The 22,580-nt window shown below is 67.0% G+C and carries 28 protein-coding genes; 9 read left to right on the top strand and 19 right to left on the bottom strand.

Features of this window, described 5'->3' with window-relative positions; translation table 11 throughout:
* Window positions 1–56: 56 nt before the first annotated feature.
* Entirely contained in the window at window positions 57–770 is a 714-nt protein-coding gene (locus H6717_01585) for a hypothetical protein (protein ID MCB9575703.1), read from the bottom strand.
* Window positions 771–1,030: 260 nt separating this feature from the next.
* Between H6717_01585 and H6717_01580 the strand changes: the two genes are divergently transcribed.
* Together H6717_01580 and H6717_01575 are read left to right on the top strand one after the other, a co-directional pair.
* Window positions 1,031–1,753: a hypothetical protein gene (locus H6717_01580; GenBank protein ID MCB9575702.1), complete on the top strand. Its 723-nt coding sequence runs from the start codon at window positions 1,031–1,033 to the stop codon at window positions 1,751–1,753.
* Between the two features lie 152 nt (window positions 1,754–1,905).
* On the top strand, window positions 1,906–2,508 hold the full coding sequence (locus H6717_01575) for a glutathione S-transferase (protein MCB9575701.1): 603 nt from the start codon (window positions 1,906–1,908) through the stop codon (window positions 2,506–2,508).
* Window positions 2,509–2,702: 194 nt separating this feature from the next.
* On the opposite strand, the gene H6717_01570 is transcribed toward H6717_01575, so the two are convergent.
* From H6717_01570 to H6717_01545, 6 genes are read right to left on the bottom strand one after another with little or no spacing between them, the layout of a single operon-like run.
* The gene (locus H6717_01570; GenBank protein ID MCB9575700.1) at window positions 2,703–3,335 is read right to left on the bottom strand and encodes a hypothetical protein; all 633 of its coding nucleotides are present in this window, start codon (window positions 3,333–3,335) and stop codon (window positions 2,703–2,705) included.
* A 32-nt stretch (window positions 3,336–3,367) separates the two neighbouring features.
* Window positions 3,368–3,676, bottom strand: a complete 309-nt coding sequence (locus H6717_01565) for a hypothetical protein (protein MCB9575699.1) — start codon at window positions 3,674–3,676, stop codon at window positions 3,368–3,370.
* Window positions 3,673–3,873 carry a hypothetical protein gene (locus tag H6717_01560; protein MCB9575698.1) on the bottom strand — a complete coding sequence of 67 codons (201 nt, stop codon included), beginning with the start codon at window positions 3,871–3,873 and terminating at the stop codon, window positions 3,673–3,675. Before H6717_01560 ends, H6717_01565 begins: the two co-directional genes overlap by 4 nt.
* A gap of 30 nt (window positions 3,874–3,903) precedes the next feature.
* Entirely contained in the window at window positions 3,904–4,344 is a 441-nt protein-coding gene (locus H6717_01555) for a periplasmic heavy metal sensor (GenBank protein ID MCB9575697.1), read from the bottom strand.
* Window positions 4,337–4,678, bottom strand: a complete 342-nt coding sequence (locus H6717_01550; protein ID MCB9575696.1) for a hypothetical protein — start codon at window positions 4,676–4,678, stop codon at window positions 4,337–4,339. The genes H6717_01555 and H6717_01550 overlap by 8 nt, the downstream gene beginning before the upstream one ends.
* The gene (locus H6717_01545) at window positions 4,671–5,198 is read right to left on the bottom strand and encodes a sigma-70 family RNA polymerase sigma factor (GenBank protein MCB9575695.1); all 528 of its coding nucleotides are present in this window, start codon (window positions 5,196–5,198) and stop codon (window positions 4,671–4,673) included. The genes H6717_01550 and H6717_01545 overlap by 8 nt, the downstream gene beginning before the upstream one ends.
* 133 nt (window positions 5,199–5,331) lie before the next feature.
* Here H6717_01545 and H6717_01540 point away from each other — a divergent pair, with 133 nt between their 5' ends.
* Window positions 5,332–6,159 carry a hypothetical protein gene (locus H6717_01540; protein MCB9575694.1) on the top strand — a complete coding sequence of 276 codons (828 nt, stop codon included), beginning with the start codon at window positions 5,332–5,334 and terminating at the stop codon, window positions 6,157–6,159.
* 51 nt (window positions 6,160–6,210) lie between these two features.
* On the opposite strand, the gene H6717_01535 is transcribed toward H6717_01540, so the two are convergent.
* Window positions 6,211–6,510, bottom strand: coding sequence for an addiction module toxin RelE (locus tag H6717_01535; protein ID MCB9575693.1), 300 nt, complete (start codon window positions 6,508–6,510; stop codon window positions 6,211–6,213).
* 190 nt (window positions 6,511–6,700) lie between these two features.
* Between H6717_01535 and H6717_01530 the strand changes: the two genes are divergently transcribed.
* Window positions 6,701–7,129 (top strand): hypothetical protein, encoded by a 429-nt coding sequence (locus tag H6717_01530; protein MCB9575692.1) that lies wholly within the window; start codon window positions 6,701–6,703, stop codon window positions 7,127–7,129.
* Here the strand turns inward: H6717_01530 and H6717_01525 are convergent.
* From H6717_01525 to H6717_01500, 6 genes are all read right to left on the bottom strand, one after another.
* The gene (locus H6717_01525) at window positions 7,108–8,448 is read right to left on the bottom strand and encodes a hypothetical protein (protein MCB9575691.1); all 1,341 of its coding nucleotides are present in this window, start codon (window positions 8,446–8,448) and stop codon (window positions 7,108–7,110) included. The genes H6717_01530 and H6717_01525 overlap by 22 nt on opposite strands.
* 28 nt (window positions 8,449–8,476) lie before the next feature.
* Entirely contained in the window at window positions 8,477–9,457 is a 981-nt protein-coding gene (locus H6717_01520; protein MCB9575690.1) for an aldo/keto reductase, read from the bottom strand.
* A gap of 125 nt (window positions 9,458–9,582) precedes the next feature.
* Complete coding sequence (locus tag H6717_01515) at window positions 9,583–10,569, bottom strand: peptidoglycan DD-metalloendopeptidase family protein (protein ID MCB9575689.1); 987 nt, start codon at window positions 10,567–10,569, stop codon at window positions 9,583–9,585.
* A gap of 90 nt (window positions 10,570–10,659) precedes the next feature.
* Window positions 10,660–10,944, bottom strand: a complete 285-nt coding sequence (locus H6717_01510; protein ID MCB9575688.1) for a co-chaperone GroES — start codon at window positions 10,942–10,944, stop codon at window positions 10,660–10,662.
* Between the two features lie 18 nt (window positions 10,945–10,962).
* Complete coding sequence (locus H6717_01505) at window positions 10,963–11,232, bottom strand: NrdH-redoxin (GenBank protein ID MCB9575687.1); 270 nt, start codon at window positions 11,230–11,232, stop codon at window positions 10,963–10,965.
* 289 nt (window positions 11,233–11,521) lie between these two features.
* A complete protein-coding gene (locus tag H6717_01500; protein ID MCB9575686.1) occupies window positions 11,522–12,214 on the bottom strand; it encodes a metalloregulator ArsR/SmtB family transcription factor in 693 nt (230 codons plus the stop codon).
* A gap of 77 nt (window positions 12,215–12,291) precedes the next feature.
* On the opposite strand from H6717_01500, the gene H6717_01495 reads away from it, so the two are divergent.
* Entirely contained in the window at window positions 12,292–13,326 is a 1,035-nt protein-coding gene (locus H6717_01495; protein MCB9575685.1) for a DUF2330 domain-containing protein, read from the top strand.
* Entirely contained in the window at window positions 13,323–14,000 is a 678-nt protein-coding gene (locus H6717_01490) for an AgmX/PglI C-terminal domain-containing protein (GenBank protein ID MCB9575684.1), read from the top strand. Before H6717_01495 ends, H6717_01490 begins: the two co-directional genes overlap by 4 nt.
* Here the strand turns inward: H6717_01490 and H6717_01485 are convergent.
* The 3 genes from H6717_01485 to H6717_01475 all read right to left on the bottom strand — a co-directional run bounded on the left by H6717_01485 (window position 13,980) and on the right by H6717_01475 (window position 18,500).
* Window positions 13,980–15,533 (bottom strand): right-handed parallel beta-helix repeat-containing protein, encoded by a 1,554-nt coding sequence (locus H6717_01485; protein MCB9575683.1) that lies wholly within the window; start codon window positions 15,531–15,533, stop codon window positions 13,980–13,982. The genes H6717_01490 and H6717_01485 overlap by 21 nt on opposite strands.
* A gap of 81 nt (window positions 15,534–15,614) precedes the next feature.
* Complete coding sequence (locus H6717_01480; protein ID MCB9575682.1) at window positions 15,615–17,531, bottom strand: PAS domain S-box protein; 1,917 nt, start codon at window positions 17,529–17,531, stop codon at window positions 15,615–15,617.
* An 18-nt stretch (window positions 17,532–17,549) separates the two neighbouring features.
* Window positions 17,550–18,500 (bottom strand): DJ-1/PfpI family protein, encoded by a 951-nt coding sequence (locus H6717_01475; GenBank protein MCB9575681.1) that lies wholly within the window; start codon window positions 18,498–18,500, stop codon window positions 17,550–17,552.
* A 62-nt stretch (window positions 18,501–18,562) separates the two neighbouring features.
* Between H6717_01475 and H6717_01470 the strand changes: the two genes are divergently transcribed.
* Entirely contained in the window at window positions 18,563–19,207 is a 645-nt protein-coding gene (locus H6717_01470; GenBank protein ID MCB9575680.1) for a DJ-1/PfpI family protein, read from the top strand.
* Here H6717_01470 and H6717_01465 read toward each other — a convergent pair.
* Window positions 19,185–20,087: a dioxygenase gene (locus tag H6717_01465; protein MCB9575679.1), complete on the bottom strand. Its 903-nt coding sequence runs from the start codon at window positions 20,085–20,087 to the stop codon at window positions 19,185–19,187. The two genes, H6717_01470 and H6717_01465, sit on opposite strands and share 23 nt — an antisense overlap.
* A gap of 171 nt (window positions 20,088–20,258) precedes the next feature.
* Between H6717_01465 and H6717_01460 the strand changes: the two genes are divergently transcribed.
* Together H6717_01460 and H6717_01455 are read left to right on the top strand one after the other, a co-directional pair.
* Window positions 20,259–20,870 (top strand): TetR family transcriptional regulator, encoded by a 612-nt coding sequence (locus H6717_01460; protein MCB9575678.1) that lies wholly within the window; start codon window positions 20,259–20,261, stop codon window positions 20,868–20,870.
* 15 nt (window positions 20,871–20,885) lie between these two features.
* Window positions 20,886–22,334 (top strand): aspartate aminotransferase family protein, encoded by a 1,449-nt coding sequence (locus H6717_01455; protein ID MCB9575677.1) that lies wholly within the window; start codon window positions 20,886–20,888, stop codon window positions 22,332–22,334.
* Here H6717_01455 and H6717_01450 read toward each other — a convergent pair.
* Window positions 22,319–22,480 (bottom strand): hypothetical protein, encoded by a 162-nt coding sequence (locus H6717_01450; protein MCB9575676.1) that lies wholly within the window; start codon window positions 22,478–22,480, stop codon window positions 22,319–22,321. The genes H6717_01455 and H6717_01450 overlap by 16 nt on opposite strands.
* Window positions 22,481–22,580 lie beyond the last annotated feature (100 nt).

Raw genomic sequence — 22,580 nt, 5'->3', positions numbered from 1 at the left:
ATGTTCGTCGTGAATCGCATCAGCCCGCTGTATGGCGTCGGCTAAAGCTTCTGAGCTCAGGGCAACGACTTCGGCGGCCGGACACTACACGTCTTTTCCTCTTTCGGAACGCACTTGCCGGTACAGCTCAACGACTCGCACTCCTTGGACTCGGAGCAGTCGGCGCCGATCGCCTTGACCTTCCGGCAGCGGTTCTTGTCGTCGCAGAAGGAGTCGATCTTGCAGCGTCGGTCCTTGCACGACTGCCCCGTGGAAGCGGCTACTGCGCACTTGTGGTCCGCGCACTCCCCATCCTTGCCGCACTCGCTGTCGAGCCAGCATTGCTCTCCGACCTTCTTGGCCCGAGCGCAGGCCCCGGCATCTTCGTCGCAGTACACGTCCGCGCCCACGTCGCACAGCACGGCCGTCGCCATGACGTCGTCCTTGAACGTGCGCGACGTCGACACCCCGAGTCGATTGCCGATGCATGGGCCGTCCCCCACCCTGGAGCTCACGACCTCGACCTGGCAGTACTTCATGCGAGTCGCGGACGTGCGGGTGCACACCGCTTTGCAGCCGCTCTGCGCCTTGCAGTCCCAATCCTCCTCGCAGGGAGGAGCCGACTTCAGCGCCGAAGCCGACGGCTCGACCGCCGTCTTGCCGAGAACGGCAGTGCTGGAAGACGGCGCCGGCGCGGTCGCGGACGGCGCCGAGCCGCTCGCCGGGGATTCGCGTTGCTGGCAAGCGCCCAGAACCAACAGCACACCGACCGATACTCGGAAGCTCGACATGCGCGCTTCATAGCTCGCTCACGTACCTTCTCGCCCAAGAGGAACCGGTCACTGACCGACTGGGGCGGGATTCCAGGGCGAGATCACGTGAAGTTGAGGATCTCCTCAGGGTGCGCTCAAGCGAGCCCCGTCGCCGTTGCCTAGCTTGTACGGGCTTCGATGAAACCGCCCGGAACCTCCGGGCCTTTGCACAGGGAGACGCGACGATGATTTCCAGGGGCCTTCTTCACAAGACGTTGATGCTCGGTGCTTTTTTCGGGATGGCCGCGGCCGCATCGGCCCCGGCGGAGGCAGCGCCGACCGTCAAGATGCCCAAGCCGAAGGTCTTCACCATGGCGCACACGGTGAAGCTCTCCGACATTCAGAAGCCCCTGGTTCCCAACGAGCTGCTCGGTGGTGACCGCGAGTTCGGCGGCAACGGCCCGCGGGTGGACTCCAGCGTGACGCTGGCCATCTCGGGAGACCAACGCAGCATCGTGGCCAAGATCCGGTTTCACGCCAAGGAGACGAAGTCCGATTGGAGCGAGACGCGAGGCTCCTGGGATCGCGTGGTCTACACTGCGCCCGGAGGGAAGAAGATCGCGAAGATCCTCGACTCCACCTACTCCAGTGTGAACTTCCTCAGCAAGCCGGCCGGGTTCCAGCTCCTCGCTCCGTCCGAGGATTACCTGAAGTTCTTGCAGACCTTCCAGAAGGTGACGGAAGCCGTGCTCATGTTCGGCAGTCCGACCGCCGCCATGGAAGCCAACACGCCGGAGAAGCGCGCCATGCGCGACATGGCCAACCGCGTGATCCAAGGGACTGCGTACCTGATCTCGCAAGGCAATCACGTGCACGTCGTGGCTCCCAAGTCCGGCCCCGTCGCCACCTTCGCCATCGTGGGCGACACCGGCGGCCCGGACATTAGTGATGACCTCAATCCGAAGGACGACACGCGCATCGAAGGCATCCGCTTCAAGCCCCTGCGCATCACGTTCAAGTAGCCTTTTCGGCTTCTTTTGTTGGTCCGCCGCGGCCACGTCACCCCGCGAGCCCTCTAGGGCCCGCGGGGTTTTCTCGTTTGCGGGCTCAAAGGACGGAATCCGTCCTCAATTCGTGGTTTCCTCGGCTGGAACCAACACTCGAGGAACACCCAATGAAGCTCTACTGGTGCCCGAAAACCCGCTCACTCCGAATCCTGTGGCTGATGGAGGAGTCCGGCCTCCCCTACGAGCGCGTGGTGCAGAACATCCGCGACGCCGAGGCCAAGAACGATCCCGCGTTTCGCGCGATCTCGCCCATGGGCAAGGTGCCCGCCTTCGAAGACGGGCCGGTGCGGCTGTGGGACTCCGGTGCCATCGCCACCTACCTCGCGGATCAGTACCCCGAGACGAAGCTCGGCATCTCCGTCGGCGATCCGAACCGCGGCGCCTACCTCCAATGGCTGATGTTCACCAACTCCGTGGTCGAGCCGGCGATGGGCGAGAAGTTCGCGAATCTGCCGTCGAACCCGAGCTCCTACGGTTGGGGCAGCTGGGATCTGATGTTGGAGGTGTTTCGCGCAGGGGTGGAGAAGGGCCCCTTCCTGTTCGGTGAGCATTTCACCGGAGCGGACGTACTCATGGGCATGAGCGCACAGTACATGCGCGAGTTCGGCATGCTGAAGGATGACCCGGTGCTGTTCGGCTATGCGGCTCGCTGCATCGAGCGCCCGGCGTACAAGCGTGCCATCGAGCTCGAGGCGAGCACGAAGCTCTGAACGTCGGTGTCACAGCTCGGCACAGGCTGGCACGCCGGATCTTCGAATTCGGCGTGCCAAGGGGTACGCATTCACCTCCGCCATGACGACGAAACACTTCGGGGTGGCGCTATCCGTTGATGCTCGCGTTTTCGTGCTCCCCGGCGACCAATGACGTCCGCGGCGCGACGGGATTCGCGCCGCACCAACAATAGTCAGTCGATGCAGTCGATGGTCCAACGGCCGTCCGCGCAGGTGGCGATGTTTCGTCGGCAGTCTTGGCGACCGCTGGGGTAGGTGCACACGCGATCCCGAGGACGGTGACACTCGGCGCCGGCAACGGGCGATGAGTGCGGGCACTCTTCCACCACCAGCTCCAGATCGTGGATGCCTCGATTGCTCATCTGGCGCCGGAGCACCTTGACCTGGATCGTCACCTTCTGACCGACCTCGAACTGCATGGGATCGTCGGCGAAGACGATCACGTCGGACTGGTCGATGTCGTAGGTCTCGTGCGGCTCTGGATCGTCGGAGAGCACGAAGTTGTTACCCATGCAGGGCTTGCACAGGGCACCGGGCGGGCACGGCGGACAGGTGTAGCGCATGACCACGTAGCCCGTCAGCGTGTGGGTGGTCTCGGGGGCGGGCTCCAGCTTGCGGAGCGCGGTGACGGAGAGCGGCCCGCTGCTGGGCGGAGCAGGCTCCACCGCCACGGGCGCCGACGCCGAAGGGGGCGGCGGCGGCGCGATCGTGACGGGGTTTGCTTCATGATCCGCGGTGGGCGGGGGCGCGGGGCTGCTCGTTTGGGGACAGCCAACGAACAGCAACGAAATCGCAAGCCAGCGCATGGCGCCAGCATGGCACGCGGCACGGGGTCGGCTCAACGCTGCGGCGGCGGCGGACCGCCTTGGGGACGACAGGCCAAGGTGTCGCCTTCGGGGCCCTTCTCACAGGTCCCGGTCACCGTGTCGTCGTGCATCTTGAAGCTGCACTCGTCGCCTTGCTTCCGGCTCTTGCAGGCTTCCACCGCCTCCTTTGGAGGGCCGTGGTGCGGGCCGCCAGGACCGTGGGGTGGGCGATCCCCCTCGGCCTTGGGCTCGGGCACGTGCGAAGAAGTGCACGCCGTGGTGGGTAGTGCGGTGAGCACGGTCATCGCGCCCAGGTACATCGCAAGCAGCTTCACGTTCATGGACGGGGCTCCTGGATCTCGCGTTCGAGATCGTCGAGATGGTGTTCCAACTGGTCGGCGGTGAGCTCGTCGTCGGCAACGGAATCGCAGGGGTCGCCGGCGTCGCTCCGATCGCAGGTCACCTCCGTGGAAGGCTCGCTCCCGCCACACGCAGCGGCGAAGGCGAGCACCACGAACGGCAGCCATCGAAGCTTCATGCACCGAGGACAGCCGAGGTCGGTGCGGCGTTAGTCCGGGGGGGGCGGTGGAGGTGGACCGCCGGGAGGACCGAAACCACCTGGCGGCGGGCCGCCGGGAGGCGGCGGTGGGCGGTGGCGCTTCAGCTCGTCGAGCTTCTTCTGCTGCTCGGCGGTGAGCACCGTCCGCAGTTCCTTCTCCACTTCGTCGTTCACGGCCCGCACCTTGGGGAAGCTCTCCTTCAAGATCTTCTCGAGCTCAGGCCGGTGCTTCTCGACGATGGCGCGGATCTTCGTCTGCTGCTCCGACGACAGATCCAGTTGCTCGAGCGGGAGCGGCCCGAACATCGGCGGCCCGCCTCTCGGATGGTGCGGTGGCGGCGGCGGGCGGCCAAAGTAGCGCTGGATCCCGGCCCCCGTGACCGTGCCCGCGGCGAACGTGCCCACCAGCAGCAGCGCGCTCATCAGGCGAATGTTCCTCGGCTCACTCATTGCTTCCCCCCAGCACGCTCAGCATCTCGGGTGTCTCCGGCAGCTCGCCCCCGGCGGCCCAACTCGCGAGCTGCAACGCCGGAGCCGTGCTCTCGGCTCGAGCCTGGGTCGCGGGGCGTTCCGTCGACCAGGCGAGCGCCCAACTGACGATGGCCAGGGCTGCCGCGGCGGCCAGCGCGGGCCGACCCCAAGCGCTCAGCTGATGGGCCAAGGTGTTCTTCGCCTGGTGCGCCGAAAGAGCGCGACTCGCCACGCTCTGCACCATGCGATTCCAACGTTCGGGATCTCTCGCCGGATCCAGCGGCGATAGATCGACCTTCTCTTCTTCAGCCATGTTTCCTCTCCTCCGAGAGACCGCCCTCGAGCTCCGCGCGCAGCTTCTTGCGAGCGACGAACAGGTGTTGGCGCGACATCACTTCCGAGATGCCCAGCGCCCCGGCGATTTCGCCGTGCGTCCAGCCTTCCAGGTCGTGCAGCAAGACCACCTCCCGCTGCGCTTCCCCGAGTAGATTCAGAGCCGCGAGCAGCGGCTCGCGCAGCGCCCCCGTGTCCGGTCCATCGCCCTCGTCCGGCTGCTCGGGGGGCGAGCTCAGTCGAGACACGTCTCGGAGCTTTCGCTTGGCGAGCCAGTTCCTCGCCTGGTTCTTCACGATCGTCAGCAGCCAACCCGAGAAGCGGCCGGGGTCGCGGCAGGTGTCGAGCTTCTCGAAGGCGAGGCAAAACGCGTCCTGGGCGATGTCTTCAGCGTCCGCGGGTCGCCCCACGATGGCCAGGGCCACCGCGTAGGCGGGCCGCAAATAGCCGCGCACGAGCTCGTCGAACGCGGCGGGATCGCCGCGTCGGGCACGGGCCACCAGGGCCGGGGCTCGCTCGTCGATGGGCAAGTTGCGCTCGGTTCCTACCTGAAGACAGCCCGCGTGGACCCAGCGTTAGAAAAATCGCAGAACAAGCCTAACGGCACGTCCGGTTTGACTGGTCAGCACAACCATGAGCCATCTCCCCCGCTTGCTCCAAGACCTCGAAACTCTCGCCCGAACCGCCCCGCGGCGACAATTCCTGAAGCTCGTCGGCGGACTCGGCCTGATCCCGCTGATGGGCTGCGGCAGCTCCTCCGCGGCCGCGGGTTCCGGCGGCATGGCGGGAACCATTGGCACGGGAGGCGGCGCAAGCGGCGGCTCGGGCGGCAGCGGGACCTGCACCCAGATCCCCCAGGAGACCGCCGGGCCCTTCCCGGGTGACGGAACCAATGGCCCCGATGCGCTCTCGCTCTCCGGCGTCGTGCGCAGCGACATCCGCAGCAGCATCGCCGGCGCCAGTGGCGTGGCTCAGGGCGTGCTCCTCACGGTCACGCTCACGCTGGTGGACGCGAGCGGTTGCGCCCCCCTGGCCGACCGCGCCGTGTACCTGTGGCACTGCGACCGCGACGGCAACTACTCGATGTACTCCCCCGCCGCGGCCAGCGAGAACTATCTCCGTGGCGTGCAGGCGTCCGACGCCGGCGGCAAGGTCAGCTTCACGACCATCTACCCCGGATGCTACGCTGGCCGTTGGCCCCACATCCACTTCGAGATCTACGACAGCTTGACCGCCGCCACGGGTGGCGCGAACGCCGTGAGCACCTCCCAGCTCGCCTTCCCGGAGTCGACCAGCAACGTCGTCTACGGACAGAGCGGCTACGAGCAGAGCGTCACCAACCTGAGCCAGATCTCCCTCGCTACGGACAACGTCTTCTCCGATGGCGTGGCTCACCAGATGGCAACGCTCAGCGGGAGCCCGAGCGCCGGCTACCTCGCCGAGCTCACCGTCGCTGTTTGATTGGTTTGTTGGTCCGCCGCGGAAACGCCCCGCTCTGTCAGTCTGCCTCGCTCACTCGAGGGCGCGGATCGCTCGCACGAGGGCGTGCTTGTCCATCTTGGAACGTCCGTCCACGCCGAGCTCGCGCGCACGATTGCGGAGCTCGTCCACCGTCCGCTCTTCAAGTCGCTGGTTCGGATTGCCGGTCCCTTGCGACCTCGCGTTCGGCGTTCGTCCTTCCTTGCGGCGCTGCTTGTTCACGGTTCGCGAGGCAATCTCCTTCGCCACGTTCGGCGACTTGCCACGACCTTCCGCGCTCTTCTTCACTTCCTGATACTGCCGTTCGTCCTTCGGCGACCACGCTTGGGGCATTCGCCACCTCCTGGCCCGCGTGACATTCAAGTCGTATGCCACTGCCACGAGGTGCGCGCGGACATTTGTCACTCGAGGCGCGGCGCCCCGTGACGACCCGTCCCACATCGCCCGAGAAGACCGCCGACTCCCGAGTGGTCTGGTCTTTGCCATCTCGTTGGCAACGCCTTTCGTCAGGCAAGGAGGTATCGTGCGCAGCATCACATGGATCAGCTTGGCCGGGATCGTCGCCTTCGGTTGTGGAGGCGTCGCGGGGCCGGAAGCGCCACCCCACGCACCTGCTCCCGGGACGGCGCCGGCGGCGCCGACGCCCACCAGTGAACACGCGGATCCGCGTGCGCCGCACAAGCTCGGTGAGCTGTGCGGAGGCTACGCCGGCTTCATGTGCATGGAAGGACTCGAGTGCGTGGACGACCCGTCGGACGGCTGCGACCCCAAGCGCGGCGGTCGCGACTGCGCTGGCGTGTGTCAGGAGCCCGAGGCCGGTCCGCCTGCAATGCCGGCCGGCGAAGCGTGCGGCAAGGTCACCTGCCCCGCGGGGCAGGTGTGCTGCAACGCAAGCTGCGGGATGTGCACGCCCCCGGGCGGCGTTTGTACTCAGCAGTTCTGCGAGAGTTGACTCCGGTAGCGTGCGTGGCGGCTCCAGTGCGTGTTTGGCTCACCGGGCTCGAACAGTGTTGCGTCATCACGCACCAGCGCTTCCACCGCGGATCGGTAGCACTTTGACTCGCTCGGGAGGGCGCCGCCCACCACGTGCTCGAAGTCGGTGGTGATGACCAGTGCTTCGGCAGGAAACGGCAGCGCGTCCGACAGCACCTCCGAAACCGGCGGCCAGAGGGCGCCGGGGTGGCGCTCGAGATATGCGCGGATCGCGTTGCGACGCAGACGCCAGACCGTGTTGGGCTCGCTGCTGAGATCGGGTTGCAGCGACGAATGTTCCAACTGCTCGGTGCTCAGGGCGAGCTCTCCCGCAGGGCCCACCACGCGCACGCGGCCGCCGGCATCGTCCAAGATATCGAGCGGTACGTTCACCTGTTCGACATGCCCCCCGAAACCGCTCAGCTGACGCCGCTCTACGCACAATGATTCCGGCGCAGCTCCTTGCAGTCGCTCGAGCACGATGGCCCAAGCGTCGCCTCCCTGCTCCCGGACGACCAGCAGGCGCAGACCGAAGTACTCGCCGCGATCGTCGTCCCCGAACGAGAAGCGGGGCCAGAAGGCCGCATTGTCCACTGCGCGATCCAGAGCAGCCAGGATCTTCTCCACCGCGAGCTTTCGCGGTAGCTGGAAGCGGGCGAAGACGCGCTCGGCCTCGACTTCGCCGGCCTCGCGCGCGATGCGGGCGAAGGTCGAGCCCGGCGCCGCGTCCGCGAGGATGCCCAAGAGCCACGCGTACAGGCCTCCCTCCCCTTCCTCGATCTTCGCCCGCTCGAAAATGGGAAGCGTTGAGACACGGGGATGGGCGCTCACCCAACGGCGGAGCAAGGTGTTGCGTTGCTTCTCCGGAGGGCGCGGAGAGTCGCCCGCGTATCCCTGGAGCCCGAGCAGAAAGTCCAAGACGGCGGGCTCGGACATCTCCAGCAGGCAGTCTGCCACGCACGCCGGGTCACCTGACAGCACGCCATCGTCCACGCGCGTTCGGATCCAATCTAGAAGCGCGTCGCCGTAGCGGTCCAGCAGTGCGAAGTTGGGATTGCCGCGCACCAACCCCGTCCAGCTCAGCTGAGCGGTCGCTTCTATCAGCTCGGGCACGTCCGCCAGGGAAAGCACGCTGGCCCAGATGCGATCGGCTTCCTCTGAATCGCGTGGGGTGCCGAGCGCGGCCTTCAGCGCCGCCCGGGCACTCTCCAGCGGCAGTAGGCCGCGCTCGTCGAGCTCGGCGCGAAACGGCCGCAACGCTGCGGTGATGTCTGAGCTGTCCGCGAACATCCCGAGCACGATCGCACACCGTGCTCGAGACAGCGAGTCAGCGCTCGCTGTCCAGGTGGGCCATCTGCGCCTCGTGATAGCGGTCGCCCGCGATGGCGCCCGGAGCCACGATGCCCTCCGCGGCGCTCACTTCGTCCGCGGAGAGGGGTCGCTCCAGCGCGCCGAGCAAATCGGCCAGCTGCTCGCGGTTCCGTGGCCCAATGAGCGGCACCAAGCGCGGCTGCTTCGCGAGCACCCATCCGAGACAGAGCTGGGCCGGCGTGCGGCCACCCTCCTTCGCCAAAGCGCCGAGCCGCGCCACCGTCTCCTCGTTCTTCCGGCCCGCTTCCCCGGCAAACCGTGGCAAGAACGCTCGAAAGTCTCCCTTTTCCGTCGGCTTCCGACCGGAGAGCAGGCCGCGGGAAAGCACACCATAGAGCGTGGCGCTGACGCCCAGCTCCTCGAGGGCCGGAAAGATCTTCTGCTCGGGGCTCCGGCTCGCGAGGGAATACTCTATCTGCAAGTCTGCCACGGGATGGGTGGCGTGAGCGCGTCGGATCGTCTCCGCGCCGACTTCCGAGAGCCCGATGTAGCGGACGTACCCCTTGTCGATCAGCTCGGCGATGGCGCCCACCGTCTCTTCGATGGGCACCGCGGGGTCGAGGCGCGCCGGACGGTAGATGTCGATGACGTCCACACCGAGGCGCTTCAAGCTGTAGCTCGCGAAGTTCTTCAAGGCCGCAGGTCGCGTATCGATGCCATTGAACGCGCCATCGGGCCCTCGCAGCGCGCCGAACTTCACCGACAAGAGCGCCTTGCCTCTGCGTCCCGCGAGGGCGCGCCCGACCAAGAGCTCGTTGTGCCCCATGCCGTAGAAATCGCCGGTGTCGATCACGTTGATGCCACGCTCGATGGCTTCTTGGATCGTGGCGATGCCCTCCTCGTCCGTGCTGTGACCGTACACACCCGACATACCCATACAACCGAGGGCGAGCGGAAAGACCTCGGGCCCATGCTGACCCAACCGTGTGCGCTTCATGGCGAAAACCTAGCGCCGTCCCCTTCGTCATCAAACTGGCGAAGGGCACGGATACGACGCGTGAAAATGGATTGTGGACGCGCGCTGGACCTGAGGGAGGTTCCGCGCCGGACCAGAAAACATTCTCAGGGGCAGTTGCCGGAGGTGACGGTCTGGCCGGTGGTGGGCACGCCGTTGCCCGAAACGTCGGCGAAGCTCAGGGGAATGGACTGGCAGTTGGCCACGCCGCAGTTCTCCTCACGCATCACGTGGGCGTGGGGCCCGGTGGAGTAACCCGTGGAGCCGGAAAGCCCGATGGGGGTGCCGCGGGGAACGAAGTCGTTCAGCGATACCAGCACCTTGCTGAGGTGCTTGTAGATGGACGCGGTGCCGTCACCGTGGAGCAGCACCACGAGATTGGCGTACGGGTAGCACGATGAGCCGCCGCCGTCGTAGCAGGGATCCCCGGGCTTGGTCTTGTCGTACACGTGGAGCACGACGCCGTCCGCCATGGCGACCATCGGTGTGCCCACGCCCAAGGAGAAGTCGAACGCGTATGCCGACTTGCCCGCGTGGCTGAAGCTGCCGAAGTTGCCCTGGCTGATCTTCGCGCTCTTGCCACATTGGAGAGGCAGGTAGTAGCCGGTCGGCGGCGTCAGGACTGGAGCCTGGTCCGTGGTGCACTCCGCGTACGTGCTCGACACGTATCCGGATACGTTGGGTGAGCTGATCTGATACCAGAGCGTGCTTCCGTTCACGCTTTCACCCTGCACGTCCGCGATCTTGTCGACGATGCTACCGTTGGCCAACGTGCCGACAGGCGCCTGCGCCGTCGACGGCTCTGGACGCACGTTGAGGGTCGCGCCAGCGGCCACGACGACGCGCACGCGCGGGCATTCATCCACGGAAGGCGCGCCGGCCGCGCCCGCATCCGGAGGGGGTGGCACTCCGGCGTCCGCGGCGCCTCCCGCACCGCCCGCACCGCTCTGGCCAATCCAGGAGCTCTGTCCCGCGATGCCTTCGGTAGCTCCCCCGGCCCCCGCCGCGCCCGGCCCCAGGACGTCGTCGTCCGCCCCGCCGCATGCGGTCGAGCCCGCGGCCAGCACGATGGCGATGCCAACTCGACGCGCCAACTCCAGGTTGGCGCGTCGAAGGACAAACGCCGTAAATCTTCCTCTTTCGCCCATCACACCCCGTTGCTGGTGCAGTGAGCGTGCCAGCCGTCAATCGGGGATTTCGTCCGTCTCCACGTACTTGGCGAGCAGATCACCCTCGAGCACCAGGCGCAGTTTCTTGCCGTCGAGCTGGATCTCCTCGCCCGAGAACTTCTTGTACAGCACGCGGTCGCCAATCGCGATGTCGTCCGAGGCGCCGCTCGGCTTGGCCTCCACGTAGCCCTCCGCCGGCAGCTCGCGGGCGCTATCGGGCACGTACAAGCCGCCCGCCGTCTTCTCTTCCGCCTCCACCGGCCGCAAGAGCACGTGTCCATTCAACGGTTGCAGATTCATCTCGTGTCGTCCTTTCACTCAGCTTCCGCGGAGCCCCAACAGGGAATCGATGCGCGCCTTGTCGAAGCCGACGATCATGCGACCGTCGATGTCGACCTGGGGCACGCCTTGTTGTCCGCTCCGACGCACCATTTCGCGCGCCGCGGATTCGTCTCGCTGCACGTTCACCTCGCTGAAGCTCACGTGATGCTGGCGCAGGTAAGACTTGACGCTTGTGCACCAGGGGCAGCTGTCCGTGACGTACACGCGCACGCGGTGCTCCTTCTTGTCGGCGCCCGGCACCTTCATCGGTGTGGCGCTCGATGAAAGCGCGAGCGCGTAGCCTTCCGCGGACTCTACGCCACTCACCTTGCCGAGCACCGTCTCGCCCTTCACGCGGACCACCGTGGGCACGCTGGAAACGCCGAAGCGCTTGTGGAGGCCTTTCACGACGCCCACGTCCACCACGTAGATGGGCCGCTCCCCTTGCTCCTGACCGAAGCTCTCGAAGGCGGGCAGCGCCTTGCGCGAAGCCTGGGAAAACTCGCCAAAAAAGCCCACGATCACCTCGTGATCCGAGCCCAATGCGGACAATAGCTCAGACTCTTTCGAAACTCTCGCGACCGACATCCTGGTCTCCTCGATCTTTCTCCAAACGACGCCCGTGGGCGCCCCACTCCTGCACGCCTTCTTCCAAGCGACGCGCTTTGAACCCGTGTCGCTCGAGGATTTCGACCGCGCGATCCGCGAGCTGGCAGTAGGGGCTACGGCAGTACGCCACCACCAGGCGTCGCTTCGGCAGCTCTCTGAGCCGAGCGGCGAGCTCCGACAGCGGTACCGAACGCGCTCCCGCGAGGTGGCTCGCCGCGAACTCCTCCGCAGGCCGAACGTCGATGAGCGTGACCTTGCGACGGGATAGGAGCTCCTCGAGCTCGTCTGCAGTGACCACGCCGGCCCTTTCTCGTCGCGAGCGGAGCTCCTGCACGGCTGTCTTGAGCTCTCCGGAGTGTGCCTCTCCAAAACAGCGGAGCGCCGACCAGAACTCCGCCACGGACGTGTCCGCCAGCGAGTACACCACGTGCCGCCCGCTGCGCTCCCGGTTCACCAGACCCGCCGCCGCCAGCTTCTGCAAGTGGTGCGAGGTGGTGCCGAGGGGTTGCGCCGCGCGTTCGGCGAGCACCTCCACCGTGCGCGCTCCCTGCGAGAGCAGCTCCACCAGGCGAAGCCGCTCCGGATTCGCCAGCGCCTTCGCGGTGCGCGCCAGCTCCTCGTACAGGGACCGTGAGGCCATATTCAGACATTCTGAATAATGTCAGAATGAAGAACTGGCAAGCCCCTCGCCCGGAATTCGCCGCTATAGTGGCGGCCATGGCTGGATGGGGACGATGGCTGGCAATCTCGGCCTTGGGGATCGCGGGTTTGGGCTTGGGTTTGGGTTTGTCGGTCCGCCGCGCAAACGCCTGTGGCGGCGTGTTCGTCCCCCAGGCGAAGCGCTTGCCGTCCCTGGCCCACGAGCAAGTGCTCATCCTCCACGACCCCAACACGGACACGGAGCACTTCATCCGCGAGGTCGCCTTCCGACAGGCGGATCAGCGCTTCGGCTTCGTGGTCCCTACCCCGACCCGGCCCGAGGTCGCCAAGGTCGATCGCGGGCTGTTCGAGAAGTTGCGACGCCAGTTCCCGTTCCAGCGTTCCAAGGGCATCGGCTCCATCGGCTTGGGTAGCGGCGCCGGTGTTGGCTTCGGCTCCGGCCGTTCGGCGGGTGTCCAGGTGCTGCAAGTGAGCAAGGTGGGGAGCTTCACCGCCTTCGTGCTGGCCGCCACGGACGCCAAGGCGCTCTCCAAGTGGCTGAAGGACAACGGTCTGGCCAGCTCCAAGGAAACCGACGTCTGGCTCGCGCACTACGTGAAGATGAAGTTCTACTACGTCGCCATGCGCTACGATCCGCCCAAGGGCGCGTCGGCCAAGAGTGACGTCGTGGACGCGGAGACCATTCGCATCTCGTTCTCCACGCCGATCCCGTACTATCCCTACTTCGAGCCGGAGCACCCGGCGGGCGTCGAAGGCGCGCGGGTGATGGAGCTGTGGCTGGCGTCCCCGGTGCAAGTGCAGCCCGTGGCGCTGCGGGACGTGGGCGGCAAGCTCGAGTGGTTCCGCCCGCTGCGCGCGGGGGACGTCCAACAGAACGCGCGAAGCCAGCTCATGGGCGTGCTTTCGGCCGAGGACACGAAGCTGCTGCCCGAGGGAGAGCTGTCGGTGCAGACGTTTCAGGACCAGAAGCGCGAGCGTACGGGGATGGGCGACATCCTGTTTCCGCCGCTGGCGAGCGCCACCTTGAGCGACGACGACAAGAAGGCTCTCGCGCCGCTCCTCGGCGTGCTCGACCCGGAGCTGGTGCAGTGAAGGGCGTCGCGGTCGTCGCCGCCTTGCTGCTCTTCGGTTGCGACAAGACCAGCACGCACAAGAGCCCCGCGCCGCCGGCGTCCCCGCCGCCGCCGGAGACCGTGGCAAGCACCCCGCCGCCGAGCGCATCCGCATCTGCCGCACCCGCACCCGCACCGGCAGCCCAGCTGGCCGCGGGACCCGCGCCCGCCGCCTCCAGTGTCTCCGCCGCGGAGCGACGAGCCAGCGTCTACGACGTGCTCTCGGGGGGGCCCGCCGTGCAACAGCTTCCGCTGGTCGACGTGGAGCCCGGCGCCGAGTTCGACCCGAGCTTGCGTGACACGGTCAGCCCGGTGTCAGGCCCCGTCCAAGTGCGGCAGAAGAAGATCACGGTGCAAGGCGGCCTGCCACAGGAGGTCGTGCGCCGCATCATCCGACAGCGAATGGGGCGCATTCGCGTCTGCTACGCGCAGAACGCCGAACACCCGGCAACGAAGGACACCTGGGAGCTCAAGTTCGTCATCAACCCGCAGGGCAAGGTGGTGTCCGCGGTGAACACCGGTGGCACGGTCTCCAGCAGCATAAGCCGCTGCGGCCTTGCTGCCATTCGCGCGCTCTCGTTTCCGCAGCCGGACCCCGGCGGCATCGTCGTGGTGTCCTACGCTTTGGAGTTTTCACCGCCGAAAGCGCCGTAGCTCGAGGTCACGACGGCGCAACCCGGCGGCCGCCAACAGGGCGAGCGCGAAGAACACCAGCGCGCCGCTAGCCGGGGGGGCCGCCGCGCGGCAGCCGCAGCCACCGTCGTCGGAGCCGTCGGCCGCAGCGTTCTTGCCGCCCGCGCCGCCCGTGCCGCTCGAGGTACCGCCGGTACCCGTCGGCGCGCCGCCGTCGGGAGGCGGCGCGTCGGTGTACTCGTAGGCGCCGACATCGGGCTTTGCGTCCCGCTTCACGCCGTCACGATCCACGTCCGTGGAAAACCCGCTGACCACGGCGCCGGTGTCCCGCGCGACGGAGTCTTCTTGCAGGCGGTAGTCGCGCTGGGCGTCGCTCACGAAACCGGCCTCGGACACCTTGCCGAGCTCCAGGTTGCCCTGGTCCGTCGCGTCCACGTTGCCACCGATGCCGTAGGGCTTGGCGTTCTCCACGAACAGGTTGTTGACGACCGCGTTGCCCGCAATCAAATCGCCGAACAGGCTGAGCCCGGTATCTCCGGCGCGCACCACGGTGTTGTGCAGAAAGACGTAGTGGGCGTCCTTGACGGCGTCGAGCTGCTGGTCGTTGCCGTAGATGCCGTCCTCCGCGAAATCCACCACCACGTTGTTCTGCACGAGGGTGTTGGCGGCGCCCAACACGAAGATGCCGATGGTGGGGCCATCTTCCAGGTAGTTGTCGGTCACGTCACAGGCGGAGGCGCCACCGATCTGGATGCCGCGGGTCTGCACCATGTCCGTGGCCGTGCGCCCCACGCCGCGGATCACGTTGCGAAACACCTTGCAGTCCTTGGGCGTCACGCCCACCTGCAAGCCGTCCCAGCCGGTATCTTCGATGAGGTTGTCGTGCAGGGACACGCCCCAGTGCTCGTGAGGATAGAGCTTCACCGTCTGGCCGTTGCAGGTGAAATCTCGTCCGCCGTATCCGGTGCTGCCGACGTAAAAGCCTTCGCCGCCGGTGTCGTGCACGTAGGTGTCGTGCACGTGGGTGTTCTTCTGCACGAAGTTGCCGAGGTTCGCGCTGCCGTCGCAGCGCGACTCGGTCTTGAGGATGAAGCCCGCGAATCCCGTATCGTGCACCTCGATGTGATCGAGCTCGTAGTCCGTGCTGAGCCCTCCCACGGGGACACCGGAGCCCGAGTAGTCCGGACCGGTGCGAGACGCGCTGACGTCGAAGCCGTACTTCACCGACGAGTCCCCGGTGCCCGTGACGTGGAAGAACGAGGAGCCGTTGATCGCCAGACCGTAGCCCTTGTCGCTGTTGGCGATCTTCACCTGTCCGCCGCAGTTCTTGATCACGACCGGGGCGCTCGCGCTGCCCACGAACTCTTCCAGCACCAGGAAGGGTCGCGCGCCGGCCTCGACGCACACCACGTCCCCCGGCTTCACGCCCAGGTCCGTGCCTTTGGCGCTGTTCTGGGAGAGCGCGATGGTGTGATCACAGCCGCAATCTTGTGCGGCAGCGTGGGCCGAGAACAACAGCGCGACGGCGGAGAGCGACAGAGAGCGGGCCAGCATGCCGGAATCATACGCGCCGGCGTTCACGCGTTCCATGCTTGCGAGGTTCCGCGGCGAACCGACATACAAACCCAGAGCCCTTCAGGGGCAGTCGATCAGGCGCTGGAGCTCGCTCCGAAGGCTCTCGTATTCGAACGGCTTTCGGAGCAGCGGCGCGCCTCGTGCCTCCGCCACCAGCGGCCCCTCCGTACCGGCCCCCGTCATGAACACCACGCGACCTGTGAGCTCGGGGCGGTGCGCCCGGAGCCAACGCGAAACGTCCGCGCCGGTGCCGTCCTGCATGTGGAGGTCGAGGACGACCGCGTCGAAACGCCGCTCCGCGAGCTGCGCAATGGCAGCGTTGCCACTGTGGACCACCGTCACCTCGCAATCGTCCAACGCCGCTGCCAGGGTCTTGGCCAGACGCTCTTCGTCCTCTGCGAGCAGGAGCCGCGGACGCGAACGAAGAGTACTGGGTGGCTTCTGCGAGGCCGGCGGCGCCGGCAGCGAGCTCACCGGCCGGCAGGGCAACACCACGACGAAGCGCGTGCCTCGACCCGGAGCCGGCTCCACTGAAATGGTGCCGCCCAGCCCCGTGACGATGCTATGCGAAATGGACAACCCCAAGCCGGTGCCACCGCTGGCCTTGGTGGTGAAGAACGGCTCGAAGATGCGCTCCCGATGCTCGGCGTCGATGCCGCGGCCGGTGTCTTCCACCTCGATGCGCACGCGATCACTGCCCTCGCGCCGAGTGCGGAGCGTGATCTCGTGCTCGTCCGGCACGCCTTCCGGGATCGCCTGAGCGGCGTTCACCAGCAAGTTCAAGAACACCTGACCCAGCCGCGGCTCGCTCGCGAGCACGATCACCGAGGGTCCGTAGTCGCGCAGCAGAGCAGCGCGATGACGGATTTCGTGCTCTGCCATGTGCACGCACATTTCGAGCACCCGATGCAGGTCCGTTCCCTGGACCAGGTCTGGCTCGCCACCCGAGAGAGACTTGAGATCGCGCACGATGTCTCGCACGCGGAGGGCACCCTCCGTGAGCACCGAAAGGCGCTCGGTGAGCTTGTCACGAGTTTCCGCATCCAGTCCCTGGGCGCGGGCGATGTCCCGCTCCAGGAGCTGCACGTTGCCGAGCAAATAGGCGAGCGGGTTGTTGATCTCGTGCCCCACGGAAGCCGCCAGCCGACCCAGCGATGCCAAGCGATCCGCGAGCACGAGCTGAGCCTCCATCTGCTTGCGCTCGCGCACGTCCATGACCATGGCCATCACCGCGGGCTCGCCGTCGTACACGAAGGGCATGCCGTTGACCTGCACCGGCACCATACGGCCATCCTTGCGTGCCATACGGCTTTCCATCGTGGGGGTCGGCTTGTGCTCGTTCATCACGGACGCCACCCGCTGGCGGACCCGCGCCCAGTCATCCTCATCGACCAGGCTCGACAGCTCGGTCCCGACCAGATCGTCGCCCAGCTCGTAGCCCAAGAGGCGTAGAAGCCCGGGGTTCGCGTACAGCACGCGCCCGTGCCGATGGACCAGCACGCCGATCGGAATGCCCTCCACCAACGCGCGGAAACGCGCCTCAGACTGCGAGAGGCGTTCCTCCGAGCGCAGCCGCGGCGCGATGTCGTGCATCACCGCGTACATCAGCATGCGTCCCCCCACGCTCAGCGTGCCCGAGGTGATCTCCACGGGAAACACCTCGCCGGCCTTGCTTTTGTGCCAGCGGGTAGAGATCAGCGCGCCACCGGTCTCCTCCGCGCCGCGGACCGCGTTGGTGGTGGCCTGTGGCTCCGCGCTCACGTCCTGCACGCGAAGCGTTCGTGCTTCTTCCCGCGCGTAGCCGTAGCGCTCGACCCATGCGTCGTTCACCTCCACGATGCGACCGTCCCTGGGGTCGAACAACGACATGGGCGTCGGGCCGTGCGAGAAGATGGCCACACTTCCGCCACCGATCTCGACGGCGATGCCGTCGCCGCGGCTCTTGTCGGGTGCGATGGAATCGGGACCGGAAGACACGGGGCGGCGAGTATAGCGCTACCCTCGAGACGCGGCGCCGTGCACCATGCGGTACTGGCGCGCCGTCATGCCGAGCTCGCGCAGAAACGCGCGATTCATGCGCGCTCCGCTGCCAAAACCCGCGTCCACCGCCAGGGCCTTCAAGGGCACCTCACCCCGGCCGAGCAGGGCGCGCGCGTGCTCCACGCGCAGCTTGTCCAGCAGCTTGGCGGGGGTGGTGCCGAACAGCTCGTCGCAGCGACGATGTAGGGTGCGCACGGACATGCCGGCTTGGCGCGCCAAGCTCTCTACGTCCGCGCTCCGCAGGTGGCTCCGAGCCCAGCCGACCGCTGCGGCCAGCGGGTCCGCGCGTTCGGTCTGCGCCAAGAGCGCCTCGCTGAACTGCGACTGAAACCCCGGGCGGCGTAGGTACAGCACCAGCCGCGACGCAATGGCGTCCGCCACGACCCGGCCCGCGTCTTCTTCGACCATCGCCAGGGCCATGTCGATGCCGGTGGTGACTCCGGCAGACGTCCACAGTCTTCCCTCGCGAACGAAGATCGCGTTGGGGTCGACGCGAATGGCTGGGAACGCGCGGGCGAGGCGTTCGCAGGCGGACCAGTGGGTGGCGGCGGCGTGGCCGTCGAGCACGCCGATGCTCGCCAACAAGAACGCACCCGAGCACACCGAGCCAATCCGAGCCGCGACGCGAGCCGCGCGGCGAAGGAAGTCGAGCAGCGCCGGCTGTTCGAGGGCGCGTCGAATGGCGTCTTCGTTGCCGCCGGCGACCAAGACGGTGTCCGTCGGCTGCACGCGCACGCCGGATAGATCCCGGGCGTGAAGCGCGATCCCCGAGGTGGTAGTCACCGTCCCGCCGCCCGCGCTCAAGAGCTCCACGTGGTAGCGCGCCGCCGCGGCGAACACCTCCGCGGGTCCCGTCACGTCCAGGGTTTGCACGCCTTCAAAGGCCACCAGCAGCACTCGCGCCATTGGCAGAAAATAGACACTTGTTGTCCTGGATGCCAGCGGTGGTGCTGCCCCATGCTGGCCTCATGACCCACACCATCGGCATGCTGTCGTTTCCCGGGATGACCCAGCTCGACCTCACGGCGCCCTTCGAGGTGCTGCACCGGATCCCCGGCGCCGAGGTCCACCTGCTGTGGAAGGAGAAGGTTCCCGTGAGCGCCGGCCCCGGCTTCACCCTCACACCAAACCACACGCTCGACGAATGTCCGCCCCTCACGGTGCTGTTCGTACCGGGGGGCTTCGGGCAGGAGCGACTGCAGAAGGACGACGCCGTGCTCGGATTCCTGCGAGAGCGCGGCAAGGATGCGCGCTGGGTCACGTCCGTGTGCACCGGCGCTCTGCTGCTAGGCGCCGCGGGATTGCTCGAGGGCTACGACGCCACGACCCACTGGGCCTACACGGACCGACTTGCGGAGTACGGTGCACGCTACCGTCCCGGGCGTGTGGTCGTGGATCGCAACCGTGTCACCGCCGGTGGCGTCACTGCCGGTATGGACTTCGCGCTGACGCTGGCCGCGGAGCTCGCGGACGAGCGCACCGCGCGGCTCATCCAGCTCGGCCTGGAGTACGATCCCGCGCCGCCCTTCGACTCGGGGCACCCGGACCGCGCGGAGCCCGACCTGGTGGAGCAGCTGCGGCAGCTCTACTTCACGCGAAGTGCACGGCAGTGATGCGGGCGCCCATGAAACGGTCGCTGAAGGCGATGGCGCCCAGATCCGCGCCCGCGGCGCCGGCGGCCACCATCAGCGGTAAAAGATGCTCTTCCCGTGGATGAGCGGCGCGCGCTCCCGGCGCCGCCTCCCACTCCGTCAACCGACGGTCCCGCTCGCCGGACTCCAACGTGACCGTCTCCGTGAGCCAAGCATCGAAGGTATCGGACACTTCTTCCGCTCGCGGATTGCGGAACAGCCGCATGTTGTGAAACGACATGCCACTGCCCACGATCAGTACGCCCTCCTCCCGCAGTGGCGCGAGGGCGCGACCGAGCTTCAAGTGCTCCGCTGGATCCAGCGACGCGAGCATCGATAGCTGAACGGTGGGCACGTTCGCTTCGGGGTACACGAGCTTCAGCGGGATGAAGGTCCCGTGGTCGAAGCCGCGCGCCGAGTCCGTTGCGGTGCCAAAGCCCGCCTCCCGCAGCAGCGACTGGACGCGCGCGGCGAGCTTCGGATCTCCCGGCGCGGGCCATTGGATCTCGTAGCTGGCGGGCGGGAAGCCGTAGTAGTCGTACAGCATCGGCGGGCGCTCGGACGTCATCAGCGTCGGCACGTCGGTCTCCCAGTGGGCCGACACCACGAGCACCGCCTTCGGCTGAGCCAGCCCGCCGAGCCCCCGCAGGTATCCGGCGAGCTGTTCCACGTCGCGAGCATCGAGACCGAAGTCCACGAAGGGCCACGGGCCGCCCCCGTGGGGTAGGTACACCACCGGCATCTTCTGGGTCTTGGGCTGGGCCACGGCGTTCTCCTCGTTCGTTCCCGAAAGGTGGACGCCCGCGGCAACGGCGGAGACGAGCCCCGCCGCGAGGGCGGTCCGACGGGTGACGTGTTTCATCGACCCAGAACATGGCTCCGTTCGCAGCACGACACCAGAAGCGGAGCTGGCGACACACTGTTGCCACCGGCGCATCAATTCGCGACGGCATCGCGGCGGACCAACCCCAAAATGCCAAATGACACTGAGTGTCTATTGACACTCAGTGTCACAATTGGCATATCCCTCTCCGTGAAGCGGGAAGAGAAGAAGGGGCGCACGCGCGCGGAGCTCTCGGCCGCCGCCCACGAGCTGTTCGCCGAGGTCGGCTTCGACAGCGCCACGGCAGATGCCATCGCGGATCGCGCTGGCGTCTCTCGCCGCACCTTCTTCCGCTACTTCGAGACGAAGGAAGCGGTGTTCTTCGCCGACGACGAAGCGCGCTTCGCCCGCTTCGAGCGGGAGCTCGCGGAGCGCTCCAAGGACGAGACCGCGTTCGCCGCGGTACGGCGTCTGTTGCTCGAGCTCGCTGGCGAGCTGATGCTGGATCGCAAGCGGGCGCGCCTGCACCATCGGCTGCTCGCTTCTTCCAAGAGCTTGAGCGCGCACGATCTGGAGCTGGACATGCGCTGGGAAGCGGCCATCGCCGAAGCTTTGGCCAAGGATCCGAGGAGCGCGGCGGCGGCCCTGCTGCCGGCTCCGCTCGGCGCCAAGATGATGGCCGGCGCCATCATGGGGGTGGTGCGCGCCGGGCTACGGGACTGGTTCGAGGGTGGCGCTCGCGGCGACTTGGTGGAGCGAGCGCAGTTCGCGTTTCAGGCGTTGGAAAATGGTTTTCGCCCGGCCAGCACCGGGCGCGCATGACGAGGAGCAAGCATCATGAAGATTCCCGAGACGGGGGCGGCGCGCGAGAGCGTCCTTTCCAAGCTTTCCACCTACCGGCAAAACGACATCGACTGGCGTAGCGGGCGAACCTTCGCCTACATCTTCGACGCCGGACGCGAAGCAGAGAGCGTGTGCAAGGAAGCCTACATGAGCTTTCTCAGCGAAAATGCGCTGGATCCGACGGTGTACCCCAGCCTGATGCGGCTCGAAAACGAGCTCGTGGGCATGGCGGCGCACCACCTGGGCGGCAACGAGAACACCGTGGGCACCTTCACCAGCGGTGGCACCGAGAGCATCATCCTGGCGGTCAAAGCCACGCGGGATCGCGCGCGCAAGCTGCACCCGGAGATCAAGAAGCCCCAGATCGTCATTCCCGTCACCGCCCACGCGGCATTCCACAAGGCGGCGCACTACTTGGATCTCGAGGTCGTGCTGGTGGACGTGGATCCCGAGACGTTCCGCGCCATCCCCGAGGCGGTGGCGAAGGCGATCACGGATCAGACGATCCTGATCGTCGGCTCCGCGCCCTCCTACGCCCACGGCGTGATCGATCCCATCGAGGAGCTCGGGCGCATCGCGCTGGAGAAGAAGGTGGCGTTCCACGTGGACGCCTGCATCGGCGGCTTCTTGCTGCCCTACTTCCGCCGCCTTGGAGACGACGTTCCGCCCTTCGAGCTGAACGTGCCGGGTGTCACCAGCATCTCCATGGACTTCCACAAGTACGCCTACGCCGCCAAGGGTGCGTCGGTCGTGCTGTACAACGACCCGAGCTTCCGCCAAGCGCAGTTCTTCACCTGCGCGGACTGGACCGGGTACACGCTGATCAACGCGTCCATCCAGAGCACCAAGAGCGGCGGGCCGCTGGCGGGCGCTTGGGCCGTGCTGAACTACCTGGGGGACGAGGGCTACCTCGAGATCGCCCGCGGGCTACAGAGCGCCACGCGAGAGCTGGTCGCCGGCATCGAGGGCATCGAAGGCCTGAAAATCCTGGGCAATCCCTCGATGAGCCTGCTCGCCATCGGCTCCGACAGCGTGAACCTGTTTCACGTCGTGGACGAGATGAAGCTCCGCGGTTGGTACGTGCAGGCGCAGCTTTCCTACGGCAAGTACCCGACCAACATCCACCTGTCCGTGCATCCCGGCAACGTCAGCGGAGTGAAGGACTTCCTGATCGCTTTTCGGGATTCTGTCGAGGCGGCGCGGAAGCTCCCGAGCCGGGTGCTCCTCGACCAGCTTGGCCCCATGCTCAGCGAGCTACCGAAGCAACTCGACACCCTGGGTCCGGAGGGTTTTGCCGCCCTCACCTCCGCCGTGGGCGCCGAGGGCATGAAGCTGCCGGAGCGCATGGCCGGCATCAACGAGCTGCTCGATGCGCTGCCCCCCGCGGCGCGCGGCAAGCTGATGACCGCGTTCTTGGATCAGATGTTTCAGAGCGAGTTCTGACGGCGCTGCTCCGCCTCGATCTCCGCCTCCGCTTCGACGTCGGTGTCGTCCTCGGCATCGACGTCGGCCACGCGGACGCGGCGAGCCCCCGCTCGGGCTTCGGCCACCTTGGCGACCACGGCGGCGGGATCTTCGGCGGAAAACACAAGGGGAGGAACACGGGGCCGGTGAAGGCCGTTACCGCGCCCGCGCCCAGAGCCACTGTGGCGAGCACGCTGAGCAGGATGGCCAGCGCCGGAGAGACGA

It is taken from the genome of Polyangiaceae bacterium, assembly GCA_020633235.1.
Lineage (GTDB): Bacteria > Myxococcota_A > Polyangia > Polyangiales > Polyangiaceae > JACKEA01.
The sequence above is the reverse complement of the archived record's forward strand: the minus strand, read 5'-3'. Positions and strand labels throughout refer to the sequence as shown.